The sequence below is a fragment of the Methylobacterium sp. ARG-1 genome, assembly GCF_001262595.1.
GTDB classification, from domain to species: Bacteria; Pseudomonadota; Alphaproteobacteria; order Rhizobiales; family Beijerinckiaceae; genus Methylobacterium; species Methylobacterium brachiatum.
In genome coordinates this window covers 1-22,541 of the sequence record NZ_LHCD01000046.1, presented here as the reverse complement: position 1 = coordinate 22,541, position 22,541 = coordinate 1, and the positions used below count along the sequence as shown (strand labels likewise).

The window sequence follows — 22,541 nt, the reverse complement described above, 5'->3', positions numbered from 1 at the left end:
TGGGCGGCGGGCCCCGGGGCGATCCGGGACCCGCGCCGCCTCAGTACCGCGGCAGGGCGTTGGCCGGGCCACCGGCATGCGGGCCGGCATAGCGGTAGGCGGAGCCCTGCGCCGGCCGGGTCCGATCCTGCTGCAGGACGCCGGCATTTCCGGCCCAGCCCGAATAGGCCGAGGCCGGATAGGGCGAATGCTTCGAGTCCAGCCCCTGCGCGAGGGCCGGCGAGGCAGCGGCGGCAAACAGGGCGGCGGCGGCGAGCATGCGCATGGTCATGAGGATCTCCTATTGTCTGCGTCTGACTTCGACGGGAAGTCATCCGGTCAACCGTGTCGAGTGAGGAAGATCGTCGGTCCGGCGGTCTTGATCGCTCCGGCTTTGCTTGGCCGAATGTAACCTCTCAACCGCGATCCTCTGCCGGCGGTTCGACCGATGCCGTGCGCTGGCGCACGGTTGGCGCGCGGTCGCCCCTGAATGCTTCACGCAGGATCCGAAGAGGCCGGTACGGACGGCGCTGAGGCGCGGCTCCCGGGGCCGGAGCGGGGATGCGTCGCACGAGGAAGCGTGCCACAGACCGCCCCGAAAGGGATGCCCCATGACCGGAAGCGCGCCAGGGACTCTGCCATGCGGTTGATCGTCGGTCTCGGAAACCCCGGTTCGCGCTACGCGAACAACCGGCACAATATCGGCTTCCTGGCCATCGACGCGATCGCCCGGCGGCACCGGGCGAGCCCGTTCCGGCACCGCTTCCAGGGCGAGGCCGCCGAGGTGGTGCTGGGCACCGAGCGGGCGATCCTGCTCAAGCCCTCGACCTTCATGAACGAGTCCGGGCGCTCGGTCTCGGAGGCACAGCGCTTCTACAAGATCCCACTCGGCGACGTGATCGTGCTGCACGACGAGCTCGACCTCGCCCCGGCCAAGCTCCGGGTGAAGCTCGGCGGCGGCAATGCCGGCCATAATGGGCTGCGCTCGATCACGGCCCAATGCGGCAACGACTATCGCCGGGTGCGGCTCGGCATCGGCCATCCCGGCGACAAGGCGCTGGTGCATGCTTACGTGCTCAACGATTTCGGCAAGGCCGAGCTGCCCTGGGTCGAGGATCTCTGCCGGGCGGTGGCCGACCACGCCGCGCTGCTGGCGGCCGGCGAGGATGCGAGCTTCCAGAACAAGGTTCACCTCGCCATGGCCGGCCGGGGCTGGGACGACGTGAAGACGCTGGGTACGAAAAATTGACACGAAAACACGGGAACACGATATGGATCGGCCTCGGAGGCTGCCATGAAGAACGTCACCGTGACGATGGACGAGGCTCTGCTGCAGCGGGCGCGTGTTGCCGCCGCGCGCGACGGCAAGAGCCTATCGCGTTTCGTCGCCGAGGCTGTCGAGCAGCGTGTCGGCCGCCCGCTGACGCAGCGGGAGGCGCTCGAACGCTTCCTGGCCGGTCCTCTCATGAATTTGACGGATGAGAACGGCAAAGCTCCGGCGCGCGATGAATTTTACGATTGAGCCGGTCTTCATCGACACGAACGTGCTGGTTTACGCACGCGACGAACGAAACGCCGACAAGCGCGAGTGCGCACGTGCGTGGCTGGCTGCCATCACCGACCTGGGCTGCGCCCGCACGAATCTGCAGGTTCTCAACGAACTGACGCGCTGGATCCTCAAGAACGAGCCGGAGCGCTTGCTGCGCGACGTCCAGGATGAAGTCGAGACGATCGGAGCTTGGGGAGCACGCCCGATCGATCAAGATGACACCGAACTGGCATGGCTCGTCCGCAAGAATCTCGGCTATCAGTGGTTCGATTGCCTCTTGGTAGCCGCCGCCCGGCTCGCCGGATGCCGGTACTTCCTGACCGAGGATATGGCACACGGCGCCGTGTTCGAGGGCCTGACCCTCATCAACCCTTTCCGCATGTCGCCCGGCGATGTGCTTCAACGGAACTGAGTCCATGGGCTTCAAATGCGGCATCGTCGGCCTGCCGAACGTCGGCAAGTCGACCCTGTTCAACGCGCTGACGCAGACGGCGGCGGCCCAGGCGGCCAATTACCCGTTCTGCACCATCGAGCCGAATGTCGGCGAGGTGGCGGTGCCGGATCCGCGCCTGGACGACCTCGTCCGGATCGCGAGTTCGAAGGAGAAGATCCCGACGCGGCTGACCTTCGTGGACATTGCCGGGCTGGTGCGCGGCGCCTCCAAGGGCGAGGGCCTGGGCAACCAGTTCCTGGCCAACATCCGTGAGGTCGACGCCATCGCCCACGTGGTGCGGTGCTTCACCGACGGCGACGTCACCCATGTCGAGGGCAAGGTCGACCCGGCGGCCGATATCGAGACCATCGAGACCGAGCTGATGCTGGCCGATCTCGACAGCCTGGAGCGCCGGGCCGTCGCCCTGGAGAAGAAGGCCAAGGGCGCCGACAAGGAGGCCAAGGAGACCCTCGACCTCGTCAACCGCGCCCTGCCGCTGCTGCGCGAGGGCAAGCCGGCTCGCCTCGTCGAGCGCAAGCCGGATGAGGAGAAGCTGTTCCAGTCCCTCGGCCTGATGACCGCCAAGCCGGTCCTCTACGTCTGCAACGTCGATGAGGGCGATGCCGACAAGGGCAACACCTATTCGGACGCGGTGTTCGCCCGCGCCAAGGCCGAGGGTGCCGTGGCGGTGGTGGTCTCGGCCAAGATCGAGAGCGAGATCGCCGTGATGCCGGAGGCCGACCAGGCCGAGTTCCTGGAGGCCGTGGGGCTGACCGAGCCCGGCCTCAACCGGGTGATCCGCGCCGGCTACGATCTCCTCGGCCTCGTGACCTACTTCACGGTCGGCCCCAAGGAGGCCCGGGCCTGGACGATCACCAAGGGCACCCGCGCGCCCGGCGCCGCCGGGGTGATCCACTCGGATTTCGAGAAGGGCTTCATCCGCGCCGAGACCATCGCGTTCAAGGATTACACCACGCTGGGCGGCGAATCCGGCGCCCGGGATGCCGGCAAGCTGCGGCTCGAGGGCAAGGACTACGTGGTGCAGGACGGCGACGTGCTGCATTTCCGCTTCGCCAACTGAGCCCCTGACCCACTCGACGAGGCTGCCATGCCGGACCCCGCGGTCGAGGACTTTTCCGTCGGCGACGTGATCGTCGGCGAGCCCCTGACGGTCAGCCGCGCCGACATCGTCGGCTTCGCGCGGGCCTTCGACTTCCAGCCGTTCCACCTCGACGAGGCGGCCGCGGAGGGGACCTTCGCGGGACGGCTGATCGCGTCGGGCTGGCACACGGCGGCGCTGGGGATGCGGCTGCTTCAGAAGGGGCCGTTCCGCGGCGGCTCCTCGCTCGGCGCGCCGGGGATCGACGAGCTGCGCTGGCTGGCGCCGGTCCTGCCCGGGGACGCCCTGACGCTGACCTTCCGGGTCGTCGGAATGCGGGATTCGGCCTCGAAGCCGGGGCTCGGCTTCGCGACCGCGGAGGTCGCCCTCGGCAACCAGCGCGGCGAGACGGTGCTGACCCAGCGCTTCACCTTCATGCTGGCCCGGCGCGGCACCGATCCCCTGCCGCCGCGCCCGGTGGAGATCGGCGAGCCGGGGCCCGTGACCGAGCCGGAGGATGCCGAGATCCTGCCGTTCCTGCGCGACGCCGAGATCGGGATGGTCCGCGATCTCGGCGCCTACCCGTTCAGCGCCGCGGCGATCGTGGCCTTCGCCGAGGCTTACGACCCGCAGGCCTTCCATCTCGACCAGGCCGCGGCCAGCCGCAGCCATTTCGGCGGCCTCTGCGCCTCCGGCTGGCACACCGCCGCCGCCTACATGAACCGGCTGCTCACCACCCGCGCCCGCGACGCCGCCTACACGGCCACCCGCGGCCCCGTCCCGGAAGCCGGCCCCTCCCCGGGCTTCAAGAACCTGCGCTGGCTCAAGCCGGTCTATGCGGGCGACACGGTGCGGTTCAGCACGAAGCTCACCGACAAGCGCGCCTCCGCCTCCCGCCCCGGCTGGGGCCTGGCGTTTGCCCGCAACACCGGGGTGAACCAGCGCGGCGAGCCGGTCTTCGCCTTCGACAGCGCCGTGTTCCATCGCTGGGAGCCGTGAGGCCCGTTCTCCCATTGTAACGCGATGGGCCGCGGTTCTAGGATCGGGTGGAGGTCGGCCTATGACAGATTTACTCGAAAAAGCGGTTGCGGCCGTGAGGCAGATGCCGGCCGACGATCAGGATGCCATCGCCCAAGCCATGCTTAGTATGGCGAAGATCGCGGATCCTCTCGAGATCGAGCCCGAGCACGCGGCCGCCGTCAGAGCCGGCCTGGAGCAAGCCGATCGCGGGGCGTTCGTGGAAGGTGACGCCAGCACGATCATCGCTCGGGCCTTCGCACGTGCCCGTACGCCGACGTGACGATCCGCCTTACCCGGCAAGCCGAGACAGATATCGAAGATATTGCAGGCTATGTGGTCCCGCGCAGCCCGCAGGGTGCGATGCGGGTCGAGGCCGCAATCCAGGAAGCTCTCGCGCTCATCGCCCGCTATCCCGCGGTCGGCCATGAACGGCGGCAGCGCGTGCGCCGCTTTGCCCTGCCCCGCTATCCCTATCTGATCTTCTACCGGATGAATGAAGTGGATAACGCCATCGAGGTTCTTGCCATTCGGCATGCGGCCAGGAGGCCGGAGGACCCGAGCGACGCACATTGAAAATGGAAGCAGCGCCCATGCTTCCCTGGGTCGGCACGGTATCGGCCGCCCCTCACGCCGCCTTCCGGCGCTCCGGATACAACCCGTAGAGCCCCTCTTCGCTCGCCTCGCAGATGCCGCGCTCGGTGATGATCCCGGTCACCAGGCGGGCCGGGGTCACGTCGAAGGCCGGGTTGGCCACCGGGCTGCCGGGGGAGACGACCTCGATCGTGGCGAAGCCGCCATCGGCCAGCCGGCCGGTCATGTGGGTGATCTCACGGCCGTCGCGCTCCTCGATCGGGATCTCCCGCACGCCGTCGTGCAGCGTCCAGTCGATCGTCGAGAACGGCAGGGCCGCGTAGAACGGCACGCGGTTGTCGTGGGCAGCGAGCGCCTTCAGGTAAGTGCCGATCTTGTTGCAGACGTCGCCCGACGCCGTGGTCCGGTCCGAGCCGACGATGCACAGGTCGACCCCGCCATGCTGCATCAGGTGGCCGCCGGCATTGTCGGCGATCACCGTGTGCGGCACGCCGTGGCCGTGGAGCTCGAAGGCGGTAAGGGCCGCGCCCTGGCTGCGCGGCCGGGTCTCGTCCACCAGCACGTGGACCGGCACGCCCCGCTCGTGGGCCGCGTAGATCGGCGCCAGCGCGGTGCCCCAATCCACCGTGGCGAGCCAGCCGGCGTTGCAATGGGTCAGCACCGTGACCGGCCGCCCGCCCTTGGCCGCGTGCAGGTCGGCGATGATCTGGCCGCCATGGGCGCCGATCGAGCGGCAGCTCGCCACATCCTCCTCGGCGATGCGGCCGGCCTCCGCGAAGGCGCGGGCGAAGCGCTCGGCCGGCTGGATCTGACGCAGGTTGCCGGCGACCCGATCGAGCGCCCAGCGCAGGTTGATCGCCGTCGGGCGGGTCGCGGCGAGCGCCGCCACCGCCCGGTCGATCCCCTCCATCGAGGGATCGGCCCGCATGGCGAGCGCCAGCCCGTAGGCCGCGGTGACGCCGATCAACGGCGCGCCGCGCACGATCATGGTGCGGATCGCCACCGCCGCATCGTCGAGCGTGGCGAGCCGCCTCAGCTCGAACGCGAAGGGCAGGCGCGTCTGGTCGATCACTTGGACGCTGACGCCGTCCGGGTCCGGGAAGATCGTGCGATAGGGAGTGCCGTCGATATGCATGGCCGTTTCTGTGCCATAGCGAGGCGGTTTTTGCACCACCCCGCGCCGGATCCCGCGCGATCCTGGGGGCGCGGGGTCAGGCTTCCTCAACCTTAGCAGGTCGTTAAGGCCGGCATGACTAGCCTCGGGCGAGAGAGTCCCCGTTCGCGTCCGGTCCCGCATGCGCTCGCTTCGCCGTCCCGCGTCGCCCTACGACACTTACGTCGACAGCGTTCGCCCCTTTCTGGGCAAGCGCCTGACGGAGCTCGGAGGGTTCGTGCTGTTCACCGGGGCGGTCGCCCTGACCGTCGCCCTGGCCACGTGGTCGATCGACGACCCGAGCCTCAACCACGCCACCGACCATCCGGCCCACAACGTGCTCGGCCAGCCGGGCGCCGTGGTGGCCGACCTCGCCATGCAGATCCTGGGGCTCGGCGCCCTCGCCTTCGTGCTGCCCCCCGTGCTCTGGGGCGTGCGGCTGATGCGCGAGCGCGACCTGCCGCAAGGAGGCATGCGCCTGGCGCTCTGGATCATCGGCTTCTGCGCGGCGAGCGCCGTGGCGAGCGCCCTCCCCCCCACGGCCCGCTGGCCGCTCCCGACCGGGCTCGGCGGCGTGGCCGGCGACGGCCTGCTGTCGATGGCCCGGGTGATCGTCGGGGCGGTGTCCTCGGCGGCGGCCCATCTCGTCGGCTTCGTCTACGCCGCGGTGGCGATCCTCAGCCTCACCGGCGCCTGCCGGTTCGGGACCGTCGAGGAGGAATCCTTCCACGACGAGCCCTATCCCGCCCGGCATCCGGCCCTGCGGGGTCGCGACGAGCGCGAGGATGCCGATGAGCCGAGCCTCGGCCTGGTCGGGATCGGCGCCCTCGCCCAGGGCCTGATGCGGATGCGCGTCGCCCTGGCGCGGCGGATCGAGACCTGGCGGACCGGCCGGGTCGAGCCGTTCGACAGTGCCTCGCCGGCGCTCGCGGCGCGGCGCGCCTTCACGGATGCGGACCTGCCCTGGGCCGAGCACCTGCCCGAGGCGCCGCAGGCGGGCCCGGAGCGGCGCGAGCCGGTCTTCGAGTCGCACGACGAGCCGGTCGCGGCGCCCGCCCGCCGGGTCGCTCTGCCGCCGGACGACGACGAGCCGGACGCGTTCGAGGCCCCTGCCCGGCCGGCGGCACCGCGCGCGCCGGAGCCGACCGCCTCGCGGGTCGCGGCGCCGGCCGCCGCACCGGTCCCGGCCCGCCGGGCGCCGGCGCCGCAGATGCGGCCCGAGGATTACGCCCTGCCGGCCCTCGACCTGCTGGCCGCCCCGCGCGGTCCCTCGCCGGCGAGCCTGGTCTCGGCCGACGCCCTGGAGCAGAACGCGACCCTGCTCGAGGCGACGCTGGGCGATTTCGGCGTGCGCGGCGACATCCTGGCGGTGCGCCCCGGCCCGGTCGTGACCCTCTACGAGCTCGAGCCCGCGCCCGGCACCAAGTCGAGCCGCGTGATCGCGCTGGCCGATGATATCGCCCGCTCGATGTCGGCGGTCTCGGCCCGCGTCGCCGTGGTCCCCGGCCGCAACGCCATCGGCATCGAATTGCCGAACGCCAAGCGCGAGACGGTGTTTCTGCGCGAGCTGCTGGCCTCCACGGATTTCGCCGAGAGCAAGCACAAGCTCGCCCTTTGCCTGGGCAAGAATATCGGCGGCGAGCCGATCATCGCCGACCTCGCCCGGATGCCGCACCTGCTGGTGGCCGGCACCACCGGCTCGGGCAAGTCCGTGGCGATCAACACGATGATCCTGTCGCTGCTCTACCGTCTGAAGCCGGAAGAGTGCCGCCTGATCATGGTCGATCCCAAGATGCTGGAACTGTCCGTCTATGACGGCATCCCGCACCTGCTCTCCCCGGTCGTGACCGACCCCAAGAAGGCGGTGATCGCCCTCAAATGGGCCGTGCGCGAGATGGAGGAGCGCTACAAGAAGATGTCCAAGATCGCGGTGCGGAACATCGACGGCTACAACGCCCGCGTCTCGGAGGCCGCCGCCCGCGGCGAGGTGCTGACCCGGACCGTGCAGACCGGCTTCGACCGGCAGACCGGCGAGGCGATCTACGAGGACGAGGCCATGGACCTCGCCCCCCTCCCCTACATCGTGATCGTGGTCGACGAGATGGCCGACCTGATGATGGTGGCGGGCAAGGACATCGAGGGGGCGATCCAGCGTCTGGCCCAGATGGCGCGTGCGGCGGGCATCCACCTGATCATGGCCACGCAACGCCCGTCGGTGGACGTGATCACCGGCACGATCAAGGCGAACTTCCCGACCCGGATCTCCTTCCAGGTGACCAGCAAGATCGATTCGCGCACGATCCTGGGCGAGATGGGCGCCGAGCAGCTGCTCGGTCAGGGCGACATGCTGTTCATGGCCGGCGGCGGGCGCACGACGCGCGTGCACGGGCCGTTCTGCTCGGACAGCGAGGTCGAGAGCGTGGTCGCCCACCTCAAGCGCCAGGGCCGCCCCTCCTACCTTGACGCCGTCACCGCCGACGACGAGGAGGCCGCCCCCGAGAAGGGCGCAAAGGGCAAGGCCGGCGCGGCCGAGCTGGAACTCGACGGCGCCGTGTTCGACCAGGGCTCCTTCGGCGAGGCCGGCGGCGACCTCTACGACCAGGCCGTGCAGGTGGTTCTGCGCGACCAGAAGGCGTCCACCAGCTACATCCAGCGCCGCCTGCAGATCGGCTACAACCGCGCCGCCTCCTTAATGGAGCGGATGGAGACCGAAGGTATCGTCGGCCCGGCCAACCACGCCGGCAAGCGCGAGATCCTCCTGGAGGAGGCTGCGGGCTGAGCCTCTCTCGGCTCGGCCAGGGACGGCTTCCTGTCGCCTCCGCGCCCTGATGCTCAGCCATCGCACCTTGCGGAGCGCCACAGGCCCCCTCTCTCCCGCACGGGAGAGGGGACCCGCGCCTCATCCGGAGATGCCTGGGCCCAGTCGTCCAGGGAAGAGGGGTAGGCAGATACGCACGCGTCCGCCCGCCGGCCTCATCGGGGGCGATGCGTGAACCGCACGGTCCCGCGCGCCAGGCTTCGGGATCCCGGCTAAGGCAACGAAGTCCAAAATCCCGCGAACAAGAATCGCCCCTCTTGCGGAACCTGTTTGCAAGGCAAACGTTACGCGCGTGCGAGGCTCGGAAACGAGCTCGCCTGTTGGGCGCCGGCCATGGTGTCCGGCGTCTCTTGTAGTCACGTTGCTCAATGGAGGATGTGGTTATGAGGACTTACGACGTTGCGCCCCTGTTCCGGTCGTCCATCGGATTCGACCGTCTGTTCGAGCTGCTGAACCAGCCCGAGCGCGTCGAGACCACGGCCGCCTGGCCGCCCTACAACATCGAGAAGGTCGCGGACGACCAGTATCGGATCACCATGGCGGTTGCGGGCTTCACGCCCGACGAGATCGAGCTGACCCAGCAGGACACGGTGCTCCTCGTGTCGGGCCAGAAAGCGACGCCCGAGAACGAGCGGCACTACCTGCACCGCGGCATCGCGGCCCGCACGTTCCGTCAGACCTTCAACCTGGCCGACCACGTGAAGGTCGTGGGTGCGAACCTGGAGAACGGGCTCCTGACCGTCGAGCTCAAGCGCGAGGTGCCGGAGGCCCTGAAGCCCCGTCGCATCGCCATCGGCGGCGTCACGGCCACGTCCGGGCAGGACAACGCGCCCGCGCAGATCACCGAGAGCAAGGTCGCCCAGGCCAAGACCGCCGAACCCCGGGTCGCCGAAGCCAAGGCCGCCTGATCGCGGCCGGTCCGAGCCCGGGCCGGCCGATCCGCGGACCGCCCGGGTTCCCCGCTCTGGACGAACGCCATCCCTCGGGGGCCCGCAGGCCCGCGGGCCGCAGACGGCCGATCCCATGAGATGCCCATGATGCCAAACTGAAGGAGGTCCCTATGAGCGTGAGAGATCTGATTCCGTGGAACCGCACAACCGGAACCCCGGCGCCGACCGCCCTATCGAACGAGGCGGCCAATCCTTTCCTGACGCTCCACCGCGAGGTGAACCGCCTGTTCGACGACGTGTTCACCGGGTTCGGCTCGGTTCCGAGCCTAGCCAATCGCAGCTTCGGCTGGCCCAATGTCGAGCTGGTCGAGGCGGATGGCGGGCTGCGGCTCTCGGCCGAGCTTCCCGGCCTCGACGAGAAGGATGTCGAGCTCCTGGTCGAGGACGGCGTGCTGACCCTGCGGGGCGAGAAGCGCGCCGAGAACACCGACACGGCGCGCGGCTACTCGGAGCGCAGCTACGGCCGCTTCGAGCGGGTGATCGCCCTGCCCTTCCCGGTCGAGGAAGAGAAGGTCGAAGCGTCGTTCCGCAACGGCGTGCTCACCGTGACGCTGCCGCGCTCGGAAAAGGCGCCGGAGCGGGGCCGCCGCATCGCCATCAACAGCGGCAACAACGGCGGTCAGAAGACGGCGCATTGAGGCGCGCCGCCGCTCGGGCGGGATCACGACGCCTGACGCGGTGGCCGGCCCGGACCGGCAGGACGACCGAGCGAGGACCTGCCGGCCGTGCCGGCCGCCCTGGAGCCGGCTCCGACCGCCTGGCGGCCGGGGCCGGCTCTCGGTCCTTGGTCTGACGCGCTCGCCCGTGCCGAACCGCAATTCCCCGGGCGGCGCGCGGTTCAGCCTTCGCTGACGAGCAGGAGGGTCGCATGCAGCCAATCGATACAACCCCGATCGACACGCATATCGAGCGCCTCGGCCCGATGGCCGCGGCCAATCTGAGGGCGACGGCGGTCGACCCGTTCGAGGCCTTCGTGGCGCCGGGCGACGTGTTCCGGCATCCCCGGGAGGTCCTGTCCTATCCCGGCCTGTCGCGGGCTGAGAAGCGGGCGATCCTGGCCTCCTGGGCCTCGGACGCGCGCGCCGTGGATTCCTGCCCGACGCTGCGCTGCCTGCCCGGCTGCCGCGCCGAGCCGGTGCCGATCGACGACGTCCTGGCCGCGCTCCAGGCGCTGGACGGCACGCCCGCGCCCAGCGGACAGGCGACCGTCAAGCCGCGGATCCCGGTGGTGCTCGGCCGCCGCTTGCGGCGCGGCCCGGCGGCCCGGGAGGCCGTGCTGAACTGAGGCCCGGAGGCGATCGATGACGACCTTCGACCTGAAGGACCGCTATCGGTGGTCGACCCGGCGCCGGCGCAGCCGGGCCGAGCCGCCGGCCGAGGCGGCGGAGCGGGCGACCTGGTCCACCCTCACGGGCTGGATCGCGTCCGCCGCCCTCTGCCTCGCTCTGGCGGCCCTCAGCCCGGCGCCGGCCATGCCCTGGGTCCTAGCGGGATTGCTGAGCGTGTCGGGCTTCGTCTGGCTCGGCGCCGCAATCACCCGGGCCGGGCCGCCGGCCAACGCCACGCACCTCACCGCCTGGGACGCCGCCCTCCTCGCCTTCGCGGCGAGCTTCGGCGTCCAATCCGCGGCGCGCCTCGGGCTGCTGGGCGCCTGAGCGCACCGCATCACCACCATCGCGTCGCCCGACGGCCGGGCTGTCGGGCGCTGCTTCAGGGAGGCAATTATGCAGACGACCATACAGGATCGCGTGATCGGACTCGGACACAACAATCCCCCCGCCTTCATCGCCACGGCCCCGTGGCTCGCTGGCCGGAAGGCCCTGATCCGGCGCCAGCAGCGCCCGGTGGAGACCTCGGGCCGCGCCCGGGAAGGCACCTGGATCCTCACCTTCGCGCGCGAGACGCCGCCCGAGATCGAGCCGCTGATGGGCTGGACCGGCGGCAGCGACCCCCTCGCCACGGATGTCCGGCTCACCTTCCCGACCCGGGCGCAGGCCATCGCGTATGCGGAGCGCCAGGGCCTCGACTACGATGCGGATCCGGACCCCGCCGAGGCGCCCCGCAAGCGCCCGGTCTGCGCGGCACGCTCGGATGATCGGCGGTACCCCGATCGCGTGCCGCTTCGGGTGGTGCTCGGCCGGAAACAGGCGCCGGCCGCGCCGCCGGGCTTTCCGGACGGGCCGGAGCTGGAACGGGCGCTGGTCAATCCGGCGGCGGTCTTCGCCACGCCGTCCGCCGTGCTGAACCACCCGCGGCTGCTGCGCGAAGGGAAGCGCGAGATCCTGCGGCGGTGGGCCTGGGACGAGTACCTGAAGGAGGTCGCCGCCGCCGAAGGCATGGCCGAGGGTGAGCCCTCGCAGCTCGAAGCGGTCAAGGCCGCGCTCCTGGCGCTCGGCGAAACCTGGCGTCCGAAACCCTCCGCCCCGGCGGTCGCCGTGCCGGTGCCGCAGGAGGACGAGGACATGGTCCTCGCCGCGTGAGGCTTCACGCCACCGAGAACCGGAACGTCGTGACCGCCCGGAACACCTCTCCCGGCCGCAGGACCGCGGAGGGGAAGCCCGGCTGGTTCGGGGCGTCCGGAAAGCCTTGCGTCTCGAAGCAGACGCCGTCGCCGGAGCGGTAGATCCGGCCGGAGGGACCGATCAGCGTGCCGTCCAGGTTGTTGCCGGTGTAGAGCTGCAGCGCCGGCTGGGTCGTCGCCACGTCGAGCCGCCGGCCACTGGCGGAATCGATGCAGGTCGCGGCCGGGCGCAGGGTGCCGGCGGGGCCGCGCAGCACGAAGGTGTGGTCGTAGCCCTTGGCGAAGGCCAGTTGCGGATCGCCGACCCGGATGCGGTCGCCCAGCGCGTGCGGGGTGCGGAAATCGAACGGGGTGCCGGCCAATGCCCGGATCTCGCCGGTGGGGACCTGCGTCGCGTCGGTGGGGGTGAACGCGTCGGCCTCGAGCTGGACCACGTGGTCGAGGACGCTGCCGGTCCCCTCCCCGGCGAGGTTGAAGTAGCTGTGATTGGTGAGGTTCAGGACCGTCGGCCGGTCGGTCACGGCCTCGTAAGCGATGCGCAGCACCCCGTCCTCGGGCAGGCTGTAGCGCACGCGGACGTCGAGATTGCCGGGAAAGCCCTCCTCGCCGTCGGGGGAGCGGCGGCCCAGGGTCAGGCTCGTGCCGTCGGCCGCCTCCACGTGCCAGAGATGGTTTCCGAAATTCCGGTCGCCGCCATGCAGGGTGTTGGGGCCCTCGTTCACCGGTAGCCGGTAGGTGTGGCCGTCGAGGCTGAAACGCCCGCCCGCGATGCGGTTGGCGTAGCGCCCGACCACGGCGCCGAAGCTCGGGCTCACGGTCTCGTAGCCCGCCAGCGTGTCGAGCCCGAGCACGACGTTGGCGCTGCGGCCAGCGCGGTCGGGCACCTCGATCGCCGTGATCACCGCGCCGAAATCGATGACGTGGACGCGCAAGGTCCCTCGGGCCAGCACGTGCCGGGTGACCGGTTGCCCGTCCGCGGTGACGCCGAAGATGTCGTCCGGCATGCCGCAATCCCCGCTCAACGCTTCCAGACGCCGAGCCGCTCGCTGCGCGCGTGGTCCTCGGCCGCCACGAGCTCCGGGCTCGCCTCCGGGGAGGCCCGGCCGCCGCCGTTGAATAGAACGACTTCGGACAGGTCGCGCCCGTTCACCAGGCAATTCATGTTCTCGCTGCCCGGCGCCGGCTGGCAGGTGACCGTGCGTCCGCCGATGTAGCGGGCCAGCTCGTCCGCCTGGCCGCCCCGCACCCACTCGACACCGAACAGATGCACGACCTTGCCGCCGACCTTCAGGGTCGCGGTGTCGATCACCTGGGCCGGGCCGGTGATGGCGTTCGCCGCGGGCGGCGGCGTGTCGGGCTCGGGATCGCCGCCGGTCTCGGGCGGCGGCGTCACCGTGTCGGCGGTCGCGGGGGGGGATCCGGCCTGGGACGCCGTCGGCGGGGGATTCGTCGGCGCATTGGACGCCTGGGGCGGCGTCGGCTGGGTCGTCGTGGTGCTCGCGGAATCGGGGCGCGGGGGTTCTGGCTCGCGACCGGCCAGGACCAGCCCCGCCGCGACCACCGCTACCAACGCGGCCGTGCTCGCGCCCACGAGCCAGCGGCGATGCCGACGGCCGCTCTCATCCCCAATGCCGGTGCCGAAGCCGAGCCGATCACGCAGCCGAGGCAGGGCGTCGCGCAACGTTTCGCCGAGCCGGCCCGGCCCCTCGTTCCACGCCGCGACCGGATCCGAACCGCGCTCGGGCGTGGCGCTCTCAGCGACGGGGGGGCCGAACCGCGTCCGCAACCCCGTCCGCAGGCTCGCAAACCGGCCGGCTGCGTTCTGCGCCAGCACCCGCCCCTGCACCGAGGAGCGCTCGGCGAGCGAGCGGGCACGCTCGGATTGGGTCTCGACAAAGCGGGCCGTGGCCGCCTTCATCTCGTAGGCGCCGGTCAGGATCGGCGAATCCTTGGCCTCTTCCGCGACCGGTACGGGCGCTGGCTCGGGTTCCACCGGGAGGAACAAGGCCGGGTGCCGCGCCTGGAGCTCGGCCACGAAATCCGCGAGCGTCATCGGCTCCGCGGTGCCCGGGCGCAGGCGTGGCACGCCGTGGCGGTCGAGCACCCGGTAGCCGTACGCCCCGGGCACGATCGCCGCCTCGGCCATGAGTTCGAGGGTCCGCACGGAGACCGGGCGCGGCCGCGCCCGGGCGATCGCCGTCCGGATCGCCTCGCGGAGGGCGCCGCGCTCCGGATTGTCGAGCGCCGGACGCGCCGGCGCCGCTACCTGTTCCGCCACGGTTGAAGACGTCATAAACCCGATCCCGGCATCACCGTGCGCCGCACGGATGCCGCTTTACGCTTTGCCGGGCGAAGGGGCCAGGGTACCGGCCTGGACGCTCCGGCGCAGGACCCGCCCGCTCTCGCCGACGATCACCGGGCGCGCCCCCGCGAAGCTCACCTCCAGGACCAGCTCGGCCGCTCCGGTGGAGATGGCGCCGCGATCCGGATTCGCGGTGCGGAAATCCACGATCGTGCGGATCGTGCAGGTCTCGGAATCGCAGGCGGTGCGGATCGACCGCGGCTCGTAGCGCCGCTCGGGCCAGCGCTGGACGAAGCTGCGCTTCTCGGCCACGAGGCCGGCCAGGGTGACCGGATGGCCGTAGAAGCGCACCCGGCTCCCGTAGAAATGCGGCGCGGCGCCGACCATGGTTTCGCCTGAGCTCGAGACGGTGGCGAGGTAGTTCGCCGCGAGAGCCCGAGCGATGGCGGCCCGCTCGGTGGACGCGGCCGGTACCGGCGCCGGGGCGAAGGCGGCCGGCGTGTCGGCGAGCCGGCGGGGATGCGCCGCATGGCGCCGCAGGGGCTCGCGGCTGGCCGGGCGCTCCAGCGCGGCCGCCCGTTTCGGGGCGGCCCGGGTCGAAGCGGCCTTGGGCAGGGCGTCATCCGCGGGCTCGGGCTTGGCCGCCTGCCTGACCGGCTTCCTGTCCTGCGCCGACGGCTTGGCCTGTTCCTGAGATGCGGCCTTCGTCGGCTCCTTGGCCGGGGCGGCCGGCGCGGAAGCCGAGGTACGCGCCGGCGGATCGACCCAGGAACTGGCAGACGCCGCCCCCTGCTGCTGGGCCGCGGCACCGCCGATGAGGGTCAGGGGCAGGATCACGCCGAGCGCGAGCGCGCGGGCAGGGGTGGGAATGGTGGCGGACATCGGTGCCTTCCTGGCGGCCGGGGCGGACGTGATGAGAACGCGCCCGCATGCCGAAGCGGTTCCACGGGTATTCCGGGCGCGCCCACGACTCTGCCGATCCGCAGGGCCGGCACCAGACGGGGATTGCGTGGATGACGGGGTTGCGCTCGCTCGTTTTGCCACCAAGTCGGGGACAATCTTGGCTGTCGCCCGTTCTAGGTTCTCATCGGGCCATTCCGCCGCCCAGCACATCGAGGTTCCCGTGGCCCCACCCGAGACCGAGGCGACCTCAGACCTGCATCGGAGTCCCCGGTGAGCGCGGGCCAGCGTCGGGCGCTGCTGATCTGCAACGCGAAGGCCCGCAACGGCGGCCTCGACCTCGACGAGGTGCGCAGCATCCTGCGCGCCGGCGGGATCGAGCCGGTGGAGCCGCCGCCGGATGCCGATTGCCGCGACGAGATCCGGGCTCGCGCCAAGGACGTCGATCTCGTGATCCTGGGCGGCGGCGACGGCACCATGAACATGGCCGCGCCGGCCCTGGTGGAGAGCGGGCTGCCGCTCGCCATCCTGCCGCTGGGCACCGCCAACGATCTCGCCCGGTCCCTCGGCCTGCCGCTGGATCCTCTGGCGGCCGCCCGGTTCATCCCGACCGCCCAGCCGCGGCCGGTCGATCTCGGCTGGGTCAACGGCCATTACTATTTCAACGTCGCCAGCATCGGCTTCTCGGCCGAGCTCGCAGGCGAACTCACGGCCGAATCGAAGAAGACCTGGGGGGTGTTCGGCTACGCGGTCGCGGCCATCCGGGTCTTGCGCCGGGTGCGCCCCTTCACCGTGACGATCGAGCATGACGGCACGACCGAGAAGGTGACGACCATCCAGGTCTCGGTCGGCAACGGCCGGCACTACGGCGGCGGCATGACCGTGGAGGAAGCCGCCACGGTCGATGACGGCAAGCTCGATTTCTACAGCCTCGAAGTCGCCCATTGGTGGCGGCTGATCGCGCTCCTGCCGGCCCTGCGCCGGGGCACCCAGGGACGCGCGGCCGACGTGCGCGCCTTCCAGACACGGGAGATCAAGATCGCGACGCGCAAGCCCCGGCCGGTGAACACCGACGGCGAGCTGACCACGCACACGCCCGCCCATTTCAAGGTCGTTCCGAAGATCCTCCAAATCTTCGCCCCCGACCCGGCGAGCCGCCCGGGCCCGTTCCATTTGACTGCCCTCGGCAGCCGCCTCTTCCCGACCAGCGAGACGCCCGAGCCGTGACCGACCTGATTCAGCTTGCCACGCAGCCGGCCGTCTGGGTCGCGCTCGCGACCCTCGTGGTGATGGAGGTCGTGCTCGGCGTCGACAATCTGATCTTCATCTCGATCCTGACCAACAAGCTGCCCGCCGATCAGCAGACCCGGGCGCGTCGGATCGGGATCGGGCTGGCCCTGATCCTGCGGCTCGGGCTGCTGGGAACGGTCGCGTTCATCGTGCACCTGACCGAGCCGGTCTTCTCGGTTCTGGGCCAGGACTTCTCCTGGCGCGACCTGATCCTGATCGGCGGCGGTCTGTTCCTGCTCTGGAAGGCCACCAAGGAGATCCACCACAGCGTCGATCCCGATGAGACCGGCGAGAAGACGGTCGGCGGCACGATCGGGTTCGGCGCGGCCATCGGCCAGATCCTGCTCCTCGATCTCGTGTTCTCGATCGACTCGATCATCACCGCGGTCGGCATGACCGAGCATGTGCCGGTGATGATGGTGGCTGTTGTCGTGGCGGTGATCGTGATGCTGGTGGCGGCCGAGCCGCTCTCGGCTTTCATCGCCCGCAACCCGACCGTGGTGATGCTGGCGCTGGGCTTCCTGATCATGATCGGCATGACGCTGATCGCCGAGGGGTTCGGCGCCCACGTGCCGAAGGGCTACATCTACACCGCCATGGCGTTCTCGGCCGGGGTCGAGGGCCTCAACATGCTGGCCCGCGGGCGCCGGCGGGCGGCCGGCGGAAGCCGGAACCAGGCCTGAGCACGCATCCGGAGCGGACGGGATCGATCATGCGGCTCGCCGCGGCCCTGTGCACCCTGCTCGTCTCCGCCCCGGTCCATGCGGAGCCACGGATGACGCCCTCGCCCGCAATCCTGCACGACCTCGCCCCCACCGGCACGCTGCGGGCCGCGATCAATTTCGGCAATCCGGTGCTGGCCCAATCCGGAGCGGACGGCCCTGCGGGCGTGTCGGTCGATCTCGCCCGAGCGCTGGCGCAGAAACTTGGCGTGCCGGTGGCCTTCGTGACGTTCCCCGGGGCGGGCGCGGTCTCGGGCTCGGCCGGATCCGGAACCTGGGACATCTGCTTCCTGGCGATCGACCCGAAGCGCGCCGAGGGCATCGCCTTCACTTCGCCCTACGTGCTGATCGCCGGCAGTTACCTCGTGCCGGCCGCCTCGCCGATCCAGAGCCTGGAGGCCGTCGATCGCGACGGGATCCGCGTCTCGGTGGGGCGCAGCAGTGCCTACGACCTGTTCCTGACCCGCGCGTTGCGCCACGCCACCCTGGTGCGGGCGCCGACCTCGGCAGAGGCGATCACGGCCTTCGCCCGAGGCGGCCTCGACGTCGCCGCCGGGGTTCATCAGCCGCTTGCCGCCTACGCATCCACTCACAAGGGGGTGCGGCTGCTACCGGGGCATTTCATGGCGATTCCGCAGGCGATGGGCCTGCCGGTCGGACGGGATGCGGGCGCCGCCTATCTGGCCGAATTCCTCACCGGGGCGAAAGCGGACGGGTTCATTGTGCGGAGCCTGGAGGCCAACGGGCAGGATCCCGGGCTGGCGGCGCCGTGAGTTGCCGCTCAGGCCGCGGTGAGCTGGGCCAGATCGGCCCCCGCTGCGAGATGATCCTTCGTGTCGAGGATCTCGATGGCAACGACACCGCCTGCCGCATCGAAATCCAAGACAATTCCCGGCCGCACCTCCTCGCTCTCGGTCACGGGGGCGTCGGCGAGGCGTAGATATAGGGCATCCGCCTCAGAATCGTATCGGACTTTCACGTCTTCGCCTTCAGCTGCGATCCAGGAAGAGCGTGATGACCCGGTAAGTCAACGCCGGCTCCTCGACATAGACGACCCGGAGCACGCGGCCCCCGTGCTCAGGCCAGGCACGGTAGGCGCGCACGCGCTCAGGATATCGCGGGTCCGGTTCTGTCGCCTCCGGCGCCAGGTTCGTGCGTTCGCCGAGCTCGCTCGCGATCCCCCGATCGATCAGGTTCTCTCGCGCATGGCGTGTGTAGGTGAAGGCCGGCGCGGGCATCGGCCGGTCATCACACCACCAGATTCACGATCCGCCCCGGGACGACGATCACCTTGCGCGGCGGCTTGCCCTCCAGGATCTTCTGGACCGTCTCCAGGGCCAGGGTGGCGGCTTCCACCGCCCTGGCGTCGGCGTCGCGCGGCACGGTCACGTCCGCCCGCTTCTTGCCGTTGATCTGGACCGGCAGGGTGACCTCGTCTTCGATCAGGAGGCCGGCTTCGGCCTCGGGCCACAGGGCCTGGGCGGCGAGGCCGGGTCGGCCGAGCACCGTCCAGCATTCCTCGGCGAGGTGCGGCATCATCGGGGCGATGAGCTGCACCAGGATCCCCGCCGCCTCCGTCGCCGCCGCGCGCGAGACCGGCCCGCGCAGCCCGTCCTCGAGGGCGTTGGCCAGGGTGTAGATATGGGCCACGCAGCGGTTGAAGCGCAGCCGCTCGATATCGTCCTGCACAGCGGCCAAGGCCCGGTGGGCGGCCTTGCGCAGGGCGAGGTCGGCGGCACCGTCACCGGTCGCCGCCTGGGCGGCGTTGACCAGGCGCCAAACCTTCTGGACGAACCGGGCGGCGCCCTGCACGCCCTCCTCGCTCCAGATCACGTCGCGCTCGGGCGGCGAATCCGAGAGCACGAACCAGCGCGCGGTGTCGGCCCCGTAGCTCGCGATGATGTCGTCCGGGTCGACCACGTTCTTCTTGGACTTCGACATCTTCTCGATTGAGCCGATCGCGATCGGCGCCTGAGTTTTCACGTGAAACGCGCGGCGCTCGCCCTCCTCTGTGGTGAACCGAATCTCGGCCGGCGGCACCCAGGCGCCGGTCGCGTCCTTGTAGGTCTCGTGAACGACCATGCCCTGCGTGAACAGGCCGGCAAACGGCTCCGAGACGCTGGCCCAGCCGGTCTCGCGCATCGCCCGCATGAAGAAGCGGGCGTAGAGCAGGTGCAGGATCGCGTGCTCGATGCCGCCGATATACTGGTCCACCGGCAGCCAGCGGTCGACCACCGCGCGGTCGGTGGGGGCATCGGTCAGCCAGGGCGCGGTGAAGCGGGCGTAGTACCAGGACGAATCGACGAACGTGTCCATCGTGTCGGTCTCGCGCCGGGCCGGCGCGCCGCATTGCGGGCACGGCACGTTGCGCCAGGCCTGGTCGCGCTCCAGCGGATTGCCGGGCTGGTCGAAGGACACCTCCTCGGGCAGCTTCACCGGCAGGTCGGAGACCGGCACCGGCACCGGGCCACAGCTCTCGCAATGGATGATCGGGATCGGGCAGCCCCAGTAGCGCTGGCGCGAGACGCCCCAGTCGCGCAGGCGGAACTGGACCTTGCGCTTGGCAACGCCCTCGGCTTCCAGGCGCTGCGCCACGGCCTCGAAGGCCTCCGCGGTGGTCATGCCGTTGAGGAAGCGCGAATTGATCATCCGCCCGTCCTCGACATAGGCGGTGGTGGTGATCAGGAAGGCTTCCGGATCCTGGCCCTCGGGGCACACCACCGGGACGTTGCCGAGCCCGTACTTGTTGGAAAAGTCGAGGTCGCGCTGGTCGTGCGCCGGGCAGCCGAACACCGCGCCGGTGCCGTATTCCATCAGCACGAAATTCGCGACGTAGACCGGCAGGGTCCAGGCCGGGTCGAGGGGGTGGCGCACGGTGAGGCCGGTATCGAAGCCGAGTTTTTCCGCCGTGTCGATCGCCGCCTGGGCCGTGCCCGTGCGCCGGCATTCCTCGATGAAGGCCTGGAGGTCCGGGTTATGCGCGGCGACCGTGGCGGCCAGCGGATGGTCGGCGGCGATCGCCAGGAACCGGGCGCCGAACAGGGTGTCGGGCCGGGTGGTGTAAACCGTCACGGACTCGGCCGCACCCGCCGGCGGCTGGGCGAGGGCGAACCGGACCTCCAGCCCTTCGGATCGGCCGATCCAGTTCTTCTGCATCAGCCGGACCTTCTCCGGCCAGCGGTCCAACCCGTCCAGCGCGGTGAGCAGGTCCTCGGCGAAGTCGGTGATCTTGAAGAACCACTGGGTCAGCTCGCGCTGCTCGACCAGGGCACCGGAGCGCCAGCCGCGCCCGTCGATCACCTGCTCGTTGGCCAGCACCGTGTGATCGACCGGATCCCAGTTCACCTTGGCGGTGCGCCGGGTCACCAGCCCCTTGTCCAAGAAGTCGAGGAACATGCGCTGCTGGTGCTTGTAATAGTCGGGATCGCAGGTCGCGATCTCCCGGCTCCAGTCGAGCGACAGGCCCATGGCCTTCAGCTGGTCGCGCATCGACGCGATGTTGGCGTAGGTCCAGTCCCGCGGGTTGACCTTGCGCTCCATGGCGGCGTTCTCGGCCGGCAGGCCGAACGCGTCCCAGCCCATCGGGTGGAGCACGTTGAAGCCCCGGGCGCGCTTGTAGCGGGCGACCACGTCGCCCATCGCGTAGTTGCGCACATGGCCCATATGGATCCGCCCCGACGGGTACGGAAACATCTCCAGCACGTAGTATTTCGGGCGCTCGTCGGCGTTGTCGGTCTCGAACAGCTTCTGCTCGGCCCAGGCGGCCTGCCAACGCGGCTCGGCATCCTTGGCGTTGTAGCGCTCGACGGCGGAGGGGGCGGTGCTGGTCATGGGTCCGGCTGGGTCAGAGGCTCGGCGGCTGATCGGGGCCGGCCGCGGCACGTTGCGGCCCAGTAGCATATCTGCGCCGGAGCCGGTCAACGGATGCGAGGAGCAGGGCTTGCGCGCGACGCACGACAGCTTAGGTCGGCGGAGAACACACGGTACACGAGAGGGGCTTACCCAAGGACAATCCCGCCCATCCCCCTCATCTTGAGGTGCCCGCGCCAGCCGGCCTCGAAGGAGGCCTCCGCTTCGCTTCGGCACATCAGGATGAGGGGGTGGGTCGGATCGCTCGTCTCCCGAGACGGGCAGCCTCGTCATCGGAACGTGTAGCGCGGACAGCATAGACCGGTGCCCGGCAGCGACAGGACAAGCCCATGACGGACGACGCGATCACCGACTCGAACGCCCCCCCGACGGACGGGATGGGCCAGCCGACCGCCAAGCCGCCGGTCGGCGAGGCCGATGTCGCCGCCGGGCTCGCCGAGGTCCGGGCCGCCATCGCGCAGGCGGCCGAGGATTCGGACCGCGACCCGGCGGAGATCCAGCTCGTGGCGGTCTCCAAGACCGTGCCGGCGGCGGGCATCGTTCCGGCCCTCGAGGCGGGGCACCGGGTGTTCGGGGAAAACTACGTCCAGGAATCCACCGCGAAATGGCCGTCGCTGCGCGCCCGCTATCCGGATGTCGAGTTGCACCTCGTCGGGCCGCTGCAATCCAACAAGGCCCGCGAGGCGGTGGCGCTGTTCGACGTGATCCACTCCCTCGACCGCCTGTCGCTGGCGGCCGCGCTCGCCAAGGAGATCGACCGCTCGGGTCGCGCCCCGAAGCTGCTGATCCAAGTCAATACCGGCGCGGAGCCGCAGAAGGGCGGGGTCCTGCCGGACCAGCTCGCCACCCTGCTGGCCGAATGCCGCGACACCCACGGCCTCGCGATCCAGGGGCTGATGTGCATCCCCCCGGCGGACGACCCGCCCTCGGCCCATTTCGCCCTGCTCGCCCGGCTGGCGCACGAGCACAACCTGCCGATCCTCTCCATGGGCATGAGTGTGGATTTCCCGGCGGCGATCCAGCAGGGTGCCACCCATGTCCGGGTCGGGACGGCGATTTTCGGGGCTCGGGCCCGGAAGGTGTGAGCATCACCCGATCCGCAGGTATGTCCGCGGGCCGAGGCGCCTGAGGAGCCGAAGCAGGTCCGCCCGGGCGAGCGCCACGCAGCCCTCGGTGGGGCGGTAGCCGTCCCGGGCGATGTGCAGGAAGATCGCCGAGCCTCGCCCCTTCCGGATCGGGGCGCGGTTGTAGTCGAGGTCGATCACCACGTCGTAGAGCCCGTCCTCCCGCCACATCGCCTCGGCGCTGACCCCCGGGGCCGGCAGGCGGATCGGCCGGTTGTAG

At 70.5% G+C, this 22,541-nt stretch carries 26 protein-coding genes; 17 read left to right on the top strand and 9 right to left on the bottom strand.

Going from position 1 to position 22,541, the window contains the following annotated elements:
• Window positions 1-40 precede the first annotated feature (40 nt).
• A complete protein-coding gene (locus AKJ13_RS27430) occupies window positions 41-271 on the bottom strand; it encodes a hypothetical protein (protein WP_050736168.1) in 231 nt (76 codons plus the stop codon).
• Between the two features lie 348 nt (window positions 272-619).
• Here AKJ13_RS27430 and pth point away from each other — a divergent pair, with 348 nt between their 5' ends.
• The 7 genes from pth to AKJ13_RS27395 all read left to right on the top strand — a co-directional run bounded on the left by pth (window position 620) and on the right by AKJ13_RS27395 (window position 4,653).
• The gene (gene pth, locus AKJ13_RS27425) at window positions 620-1,228 is read left to right on the top strand and encodes an aminoacyl-tRNA hydrolase (protein ID WP_050736167.1); all 609 of its coding nucleotides are present in this window, start codon (window positions 620-622) and stop codon (window positions 1,226-1,228) included.
• A gap of 45 nt (window positions 1,229-1,273) precedes the next feature.
• Window positions 1,274-1,501, top strand: coding sequence for a hypothetical protein (locus AKJ13_RS27420; protein ID WP_050736166.1), 228 nt, complete (start codon window positions 1,274-1,276; stop codon window positions 1,499-1,501).
• Window positions 1,485-1,940: a PIN domain-containing protein gene (locus AKJ13_RS27415; protein ID WP_050736165.1), complete on the top strand. Its 456-nt coding sequence runs from the start codon at window positions 1,485-1,487 to the stop codon at window positions 1,938-1,940. The genes AKJ13_RS27420 and AKJ13_RS27415 overlap by 17 nt, the downstream gene beginning before the upstream one ends.
• Before the next feature lie 4 nt (window positions 1,941-1,944).
• Window positions 1,945-3,042 carry a redox-regulated ATPase YchF gene (ychF, locus tag AKJ13_RS27410; RefSeq protein ID WP_050736164.1) on the top strand — a complete coding sequence of 366 codons (1,098 nt, stop codon included), beginning with the start codon at window positions 1,945-1,947 and terminating at the stop codon, window positions 3,040-3,042.
• Between the two features lie 27 nt (window positions 3,043-3,069).
• A complete protein-coding gene (locus tag AKJ13_RS27405) occupies window positions 3,070-4,059 on the top strand; it encodes a MaoC/PaaZ C-terminal domain-containing protein (RefSeq protein ID WP_050736163.1) in 990 nt (329 codons plus the stop codon).
• Window positions 4,060-4,162: 103 nt separating this feature from the next.
• Window positions 4,163-4,360, top strand: a complete 198-nt coding sequence (locus AKJ13_RS27400; protein ID WP_200905717.1) for a hypothetical protein — start codon at window positions 4,163-4,165, stop codon at window positions 4,358-4,360.
• A complete protein-coding gene (locus AKJ13_RS27395) occupies window positions 4,357-4,653 on the top strand; it encodes a type II toxin-antitoxin system RelE/ParE family toxin (protein ID WP_050736161.1) in 297 nt (98 codons plus the stop codon). The genes AKJ13_RS27400 and AKJ13_RS27395 overlap by 4 nt, the downstream gene beginning before the upstream one ends.
• A 52-nt stretch (window positions 4,654-4,705) precedes the next feature.
• Here the strand turns inward: AKJ13_RS27395 and mtnA are convergent, their stop codons facing one another.
• Entirely contained in the window at window positions 4,706-5,806 is a 1,101-nt protein-coding gene (gene mtnA / locus AKJ13_RS27390) for an S-methyl-5-thioribose-1-phosphate isomerase (RefSeq protein ID WP_050736160.1), read from the bottom strand.
• 160 nt (window positions 5,807-5,966) lie between these two features.
• On the opposite strand from mtnA, the gene AKJ13_RS27385 reads away from it, so the two are divergent.
• The 6 genes from AKJ13_RS27385 to AKJ13_RS27360 all read left to right on the top strand — a co-directional run bounded on the left by AKJ13_RS27385 (window position 5,967) and on the right by AKJ13_RS27360 (window position 12,072).
• Window positions 5,967-8,603, top strand: a complete 2,637-nt coding sequence (locus tag AKJ13_RS27385) for a DNA translocase FtsK (RefSeq protein WP_050736159.1) — start codon at window positions 5,967-5,969, stop codon at window positions 8,601-8,603.
• A gap of 422 nt (window positions 8,604-9,025) precedes the next feature.
• Complete coding sequence (locus AKJ13_RS27380; RefSeq protein ID WP_050736158.1) at window positions 9,026-9,550, top strand: Hsp20 family protein; 525 nt, start codon at window positions 9,026-9,028, stop codon at window positions 9,548-9,550.
• A gap of 152 nt (window positions 9,551-9,702) precedes the next feature.
• Complete coding sequence (locus AKJ13_RS27375; protein ID WP_050736157.1) at window positions 9,703-10,230, top strand: Hsp20/alpha crystallin family protein; 528 nt, start codon at window positions 9,703-9,705, stop codon at window positions 10,228-10,230.
• 230 nt (window positions 10,231-10,460) lie between these two features.
• Window positions 10,461-10,877: a hypothetical protein gene (locus AKJ13_RS27370; protein WP_050736156.1), complete on the top strand. Its 417-nt coding sequence runs from the start codon at window positions 10,461-10,463 to the stop codon at window positions 10,875-10,877.
• 16 nt (window positions 10,878-10,893) lie between these two features.
• Window positions 10,894-11,247 carry a hypothetical protein gene (locus tag AKJ13_RS27365; protein WP_050736155.1) on the top strand — a complete coding sequence of 118 codons (354 nt, stop codon included), beginning with the start codon at window positions 10,894-10,896 and terminating at the stop codon, window positions 11,245-11,247.
• Between the two features lie 69 nt (window positions 11,248-11,316).
• Window positions 11,317-12,072: an NADH dehydrogenase ubiquinone Fe-S protein 4 gene (locus tag AKJ13_RS27360; RefSeq protein WP_050736154.1), complete on the top strand. Its 756-nt coding sequence runs from the start codon at window positions 11,317-11,319 to the stop codon at window positions 12,070-12,072.
• Window positions 12,073-12,076: 4 nt separating this feature from the next.
• On the opposite strand, the gene AKJ13_RS27355 is transcribed toward AKJ13_RS27360, so the two are convergent.
• From AKJ13_RS27355 to AKJ13_RS27345, 3 genes are read right to left on the bottom strand one after another with little or no spacing between them, the layout of a single operon-like run.
• The gene (locus tag AKJ13_RS27355; protein ID WP_050736153.1) at window positions 12,077-13,117 is read right to left on the bottom strand and encodes an aldose epimerase family protein; all 1,041 of its coding nucleotides are present in this window, start codon (window positions 13,115-13,117) and stop codon (window positions 12,077-12,079) included.
• Window positions 13,118-13,131: 14 nt separating this feature from the next.
• On the bottom strand, window positions 13,132-14,406 hold the full coding sequence (locus AKJ13_RS27350; RefSeq protein ID WP_050736152.1) for a hypothetical protein: 1,275 nt from the start codon (window positions 14,404-14,406) through the stop codon (window positions 13,132-13,134).
• Between the two features lie 42 nt (window positions 14,407-14,448).
• Window positions 14,449-15,297: a hypothetical protein gene (locus tag AKJ13_RS27345; protein WP_064774680.1), complete on the bottom strand. Its 849-nt coding sequence runs from the start codon at window positions 15,295-15,297 to the stop codon at window positions 14,449-14,451.
• Between the two features lie 291 nt (window positions 15,298-15,588).
• On the opposite strand from AKJ13_RS27345, the gene AKJ13_RS27340 reads away from it, so the two are divergent.
• From AKJ13_RS27340 to AKJ13_RS27330, 3 genes are read left to right on the top strand one after another with little or no spacing between them, the layout of a single operon-like run.
• On the top strand, window positions 15,589-16,542 hold the full coding sequence (locus AKJ13_RS27340) for a lipid kinase (RefSeq protein ID WP_050736151.1): 954 nt from the start codon (window positions 15,589-15,591) through the stop codon (window positions 16,540-16,542).
• Window positions 16,539-17,288 carry a TerC family protein gene (locus tag AKJ13_RS27335; protein WP_050736150.1) on the top strand — a complete coding sequence of 250 codons (750 nt, stop codon included), beginning with the start codon at window positions 16,539-16,541 and terminating at the stop codon, window positions 17,286-17,288. The genes AKJ13_RS27340 and AKJ13_RS27335 overlap by 4 nt, the downstream gene beginning before the upstream one ends.
• Before the next feature lie 29 nt (window positions 17,289-17,317).
• On the top strand, window positions 17,318-18,100 hold the full coding sequence (locus AKJ13_RS27330) for an ABC transporter substrate-binding protein (protein ID WP_082317165.1): 783 nt from the start codon (window positions 17,318-17,320) through the stop codon (window positions 18,098-18,100).
• An 8-nt stretch (window positions 18,101-18,108) separates the two neighbouring features.
• On the opposite strand, the gene AKJ13_RS27325 is transcribed toward AKJ13_RS27330, so the two are convergent.
• From AKJ13_RS27325 to leuS, 3 genes are read right to left on the bottom strand one after another with little or no spacing between them, the layout of a single operon-like run.
• Window positions 18,109-18,306, bottom strand: a complete 198-nt coding sequence (locus AKJ13_RS27325; protein ID WP_050736149.1) for a DUF2283 domain-containing protein — start codon at window positions 18,304-18,306, stop codon at window positions 18,109-18,111.
• Between the two features lie 10 nt (window positions 18,307-18,316).
• Complete coding sequence (locus tag AKJ13_RS27320; protein WP_050736148.1) at window positions 18,317-18,565, bottom strand: DUF4258 domain-containing protein; 249 nt, start codon at window positions 18,563-18,565, stop codon at window positions 18,317-18,319.
• Window positions 18,566-18,575: 10 nt separating this feature from the next.
• Window positions 18,576-21,158 carry a leucine--tRNA ligase gene (leuS, locus tag AKJ13_RS27315; protein ID WP_050736147.1) on the bottom strand — a complete coding sequence of 861 codons (2,583 nt, stop codon included), beginning with the start codon at window positions 21,156-21,158 and terminating at the stop codon, window positions 18,576-18,578.
• Between the two features lie 416 nt (window positions 21,159-21,574).
• On the opposite strand from leuS, the gene AKJ13_RS27310 reads away from it, so the two are divergent.
• Window positions 21,575-22,282 carry a YggS family pyridoxal phosphate-dependent enzyme gene (locus AKJ13_RS27310; RefSeq protein WP_050736178.1) on the top strand — a complete coding sequence of 236 codons (708 nt, stop codon included), beginning with the start codon at window positions 21,575-21,577 and terminating at the stop codon, window positions 22,280-22,282.
• 3 nt (window positions 22,283-22,285) lie between these two features.
• On the opposite strand, the gene AKJ13_RS27305 is transcribed toward AKJ13_RS27310, so the two are convergent.
• A partial coding sequence (locus AKJ13_RS27305) for a L,D-transpeptidase family protein (protein WP_144426412.1) occupies window positions 22,286-22,541 on the bottom strand: 256 nt, incomplete at its 5' end.

What these genes read in the sequence shown, in the direction of transcription:
- ychF (WP_050736164.1), top strand. Translation starts at nt 1,945, where the DNA reads ATGGGCTTCAAATGCGGCATCGTCGGCCTGCCGAACGTCGGCAAGTCG.
- mtnA (WP_050736160.1), bottom strand. Translation starts at nt 5,806, where the DNA reads ATGCATATCGACGGCACTCCCTATCGCACGATCTTCCCGGACCCGGAC.
- AKJ13_RS27310 (WP_050736178.1), top strand. Translation starts at nt 21,575, where the DNA reads ATGGGCCAGCCGACCGCCAAGCCGCCGGTCGGCGAGGCCGATGTCGCC.
- AKJ13_RS27360 (WP_050736154.1), top strand. Translation starts at nt 11,317, where the DNA reads ATGCAGACGACCATACAGGATCGCGTGATCGGACTCGGACACAACAAT.
- AKJ13_RS27370 (WP_050736156.1), top strand. Translation starts at nt 10,461, where the DNA reads ATGCAGCCAATCGATACAACCCCGATCGACACGCATATCGAGCGCCTC.
- AKJ13_RS27385 (WP_050736159.1), top strand. Translation starts at nt 5,967, where the DNA reads ATGCGCTCGCTTCGCCGTCCCGCGTCGCCCTACGACACTTACGTCGAC.
- AKJ13_RS27320 (WP_050736148.1), bottom strand. Translation starts at nt 18,565, where the DNA reads ATGCCCGCGCCGGCCTTCACCTACACACGCCATGCGCGAGAGAACCTG.
- AKJ13_RS27415 (WP_050736165.1), top strand. Translation starts at nt 1,485, where the DNA reads ATGAATTTTACGATTGAGCCGGTCTTCATCGACACGAACGTGCTGGTT.
- AKJ13_RS27330 (WP_082317165.1), top strand. Translation starts at nt 17,318, where the DNA reads ATGCGGCTCGCCGCGGCCCTGTGCACCCTGCTCGTCTCCGCCCCGGTC.
- AKJ13_RS27405 (WP_050736163.1), top strand. Translation starts at nt 3,070, where the DNA reads ATGCCGGACCCCGCGGTCGAGGACTTTTCCGTCGGCGACGTGATCGTC.
- AKJ13_RS27375 (WP_050736157.1), top strand. Translation starts at nt 9,703, where the DNA reads ATGAGCGTGAGAGATCTGATTCCGTGGAACCGCACAACCGGAACCCCG.
- AKJ13_RS27380 (WP_050736158.1), top strand. Translation starts at nt 9,026, where the DNA reads ATGAGGACTTACGACGTTGCGCCCCTGTTCCGGTCGTCCATCGGATTC.
- leuS (WP_050736147.1), bottom strand. Translation starts at nt 21,158, where the DNA reads ATGACCAGCACCGCCCCCTCCGCCGTCGAGCGCTACAACGCCAAGGAT.
- AKJ13_RS27430 (WP_050736168.1), bottom strand. Translation starts at nt 271, where the DNA reads ATGACCATGCGCATGCTCGCCGCCGCCGCCCTGTTTGCCGCCGCTGCC.
- AKJ13_RS27400 (WP_200905717.1), top strand. Translation starts at nt 4,163, where the DNA reads ATGCCGGCCGACGATCAGGATGCCATCGCCCAAGCCATGCTTAGTATG.
- AKJ13_RS27420 (WP_050736166.1), top strand. Translation starts at nt 1,274, where the DNA reads ATGAAGAACGTCACCGTGACGATGGACGAGGCTCTGCTGCAGCGGGCG.
- pth (WP_050736167.1), top strand. Translation starts at nt 620, where the DNA reads ATGCGGTTGATCGTCGGTCTCGGAAACCCCGGTTCGCGCTACGCGAAC.
- AKJ13_RS27365 (WP_050736155.1), top strand. Translation starts at nt 10,894, where the DNA reads ATGACGACCTTCGACCTGAAGGACCGCTATCGGTGGTCGACCCGGCGC.
- AKJ13_RS27355 (WP_050736153.1), bottom strand. Translation starts at nt 13,117, where the DNA reads ATGCCGGACGACATCTTCGGCGTCACCGCGGACGGGCAACCGGTCACC.
- AKJ13_RS27345 (WP_064774680.1), bottom strand. Translation starts at nt 15,297, where the DNA reads ATGTCCGCCACCATTCCCACCCCTGCCCGCGCGCTCGCGCTCGGCGTG.
- AKJ13_RS27350 (WP_050736152.1), bottom strand. Translation starts at nt 14,406, where the DNA reads ATGACGTCTTCAACCGTGGCGGAACAGGTAGCGGCGCCGGCGCGTCCG.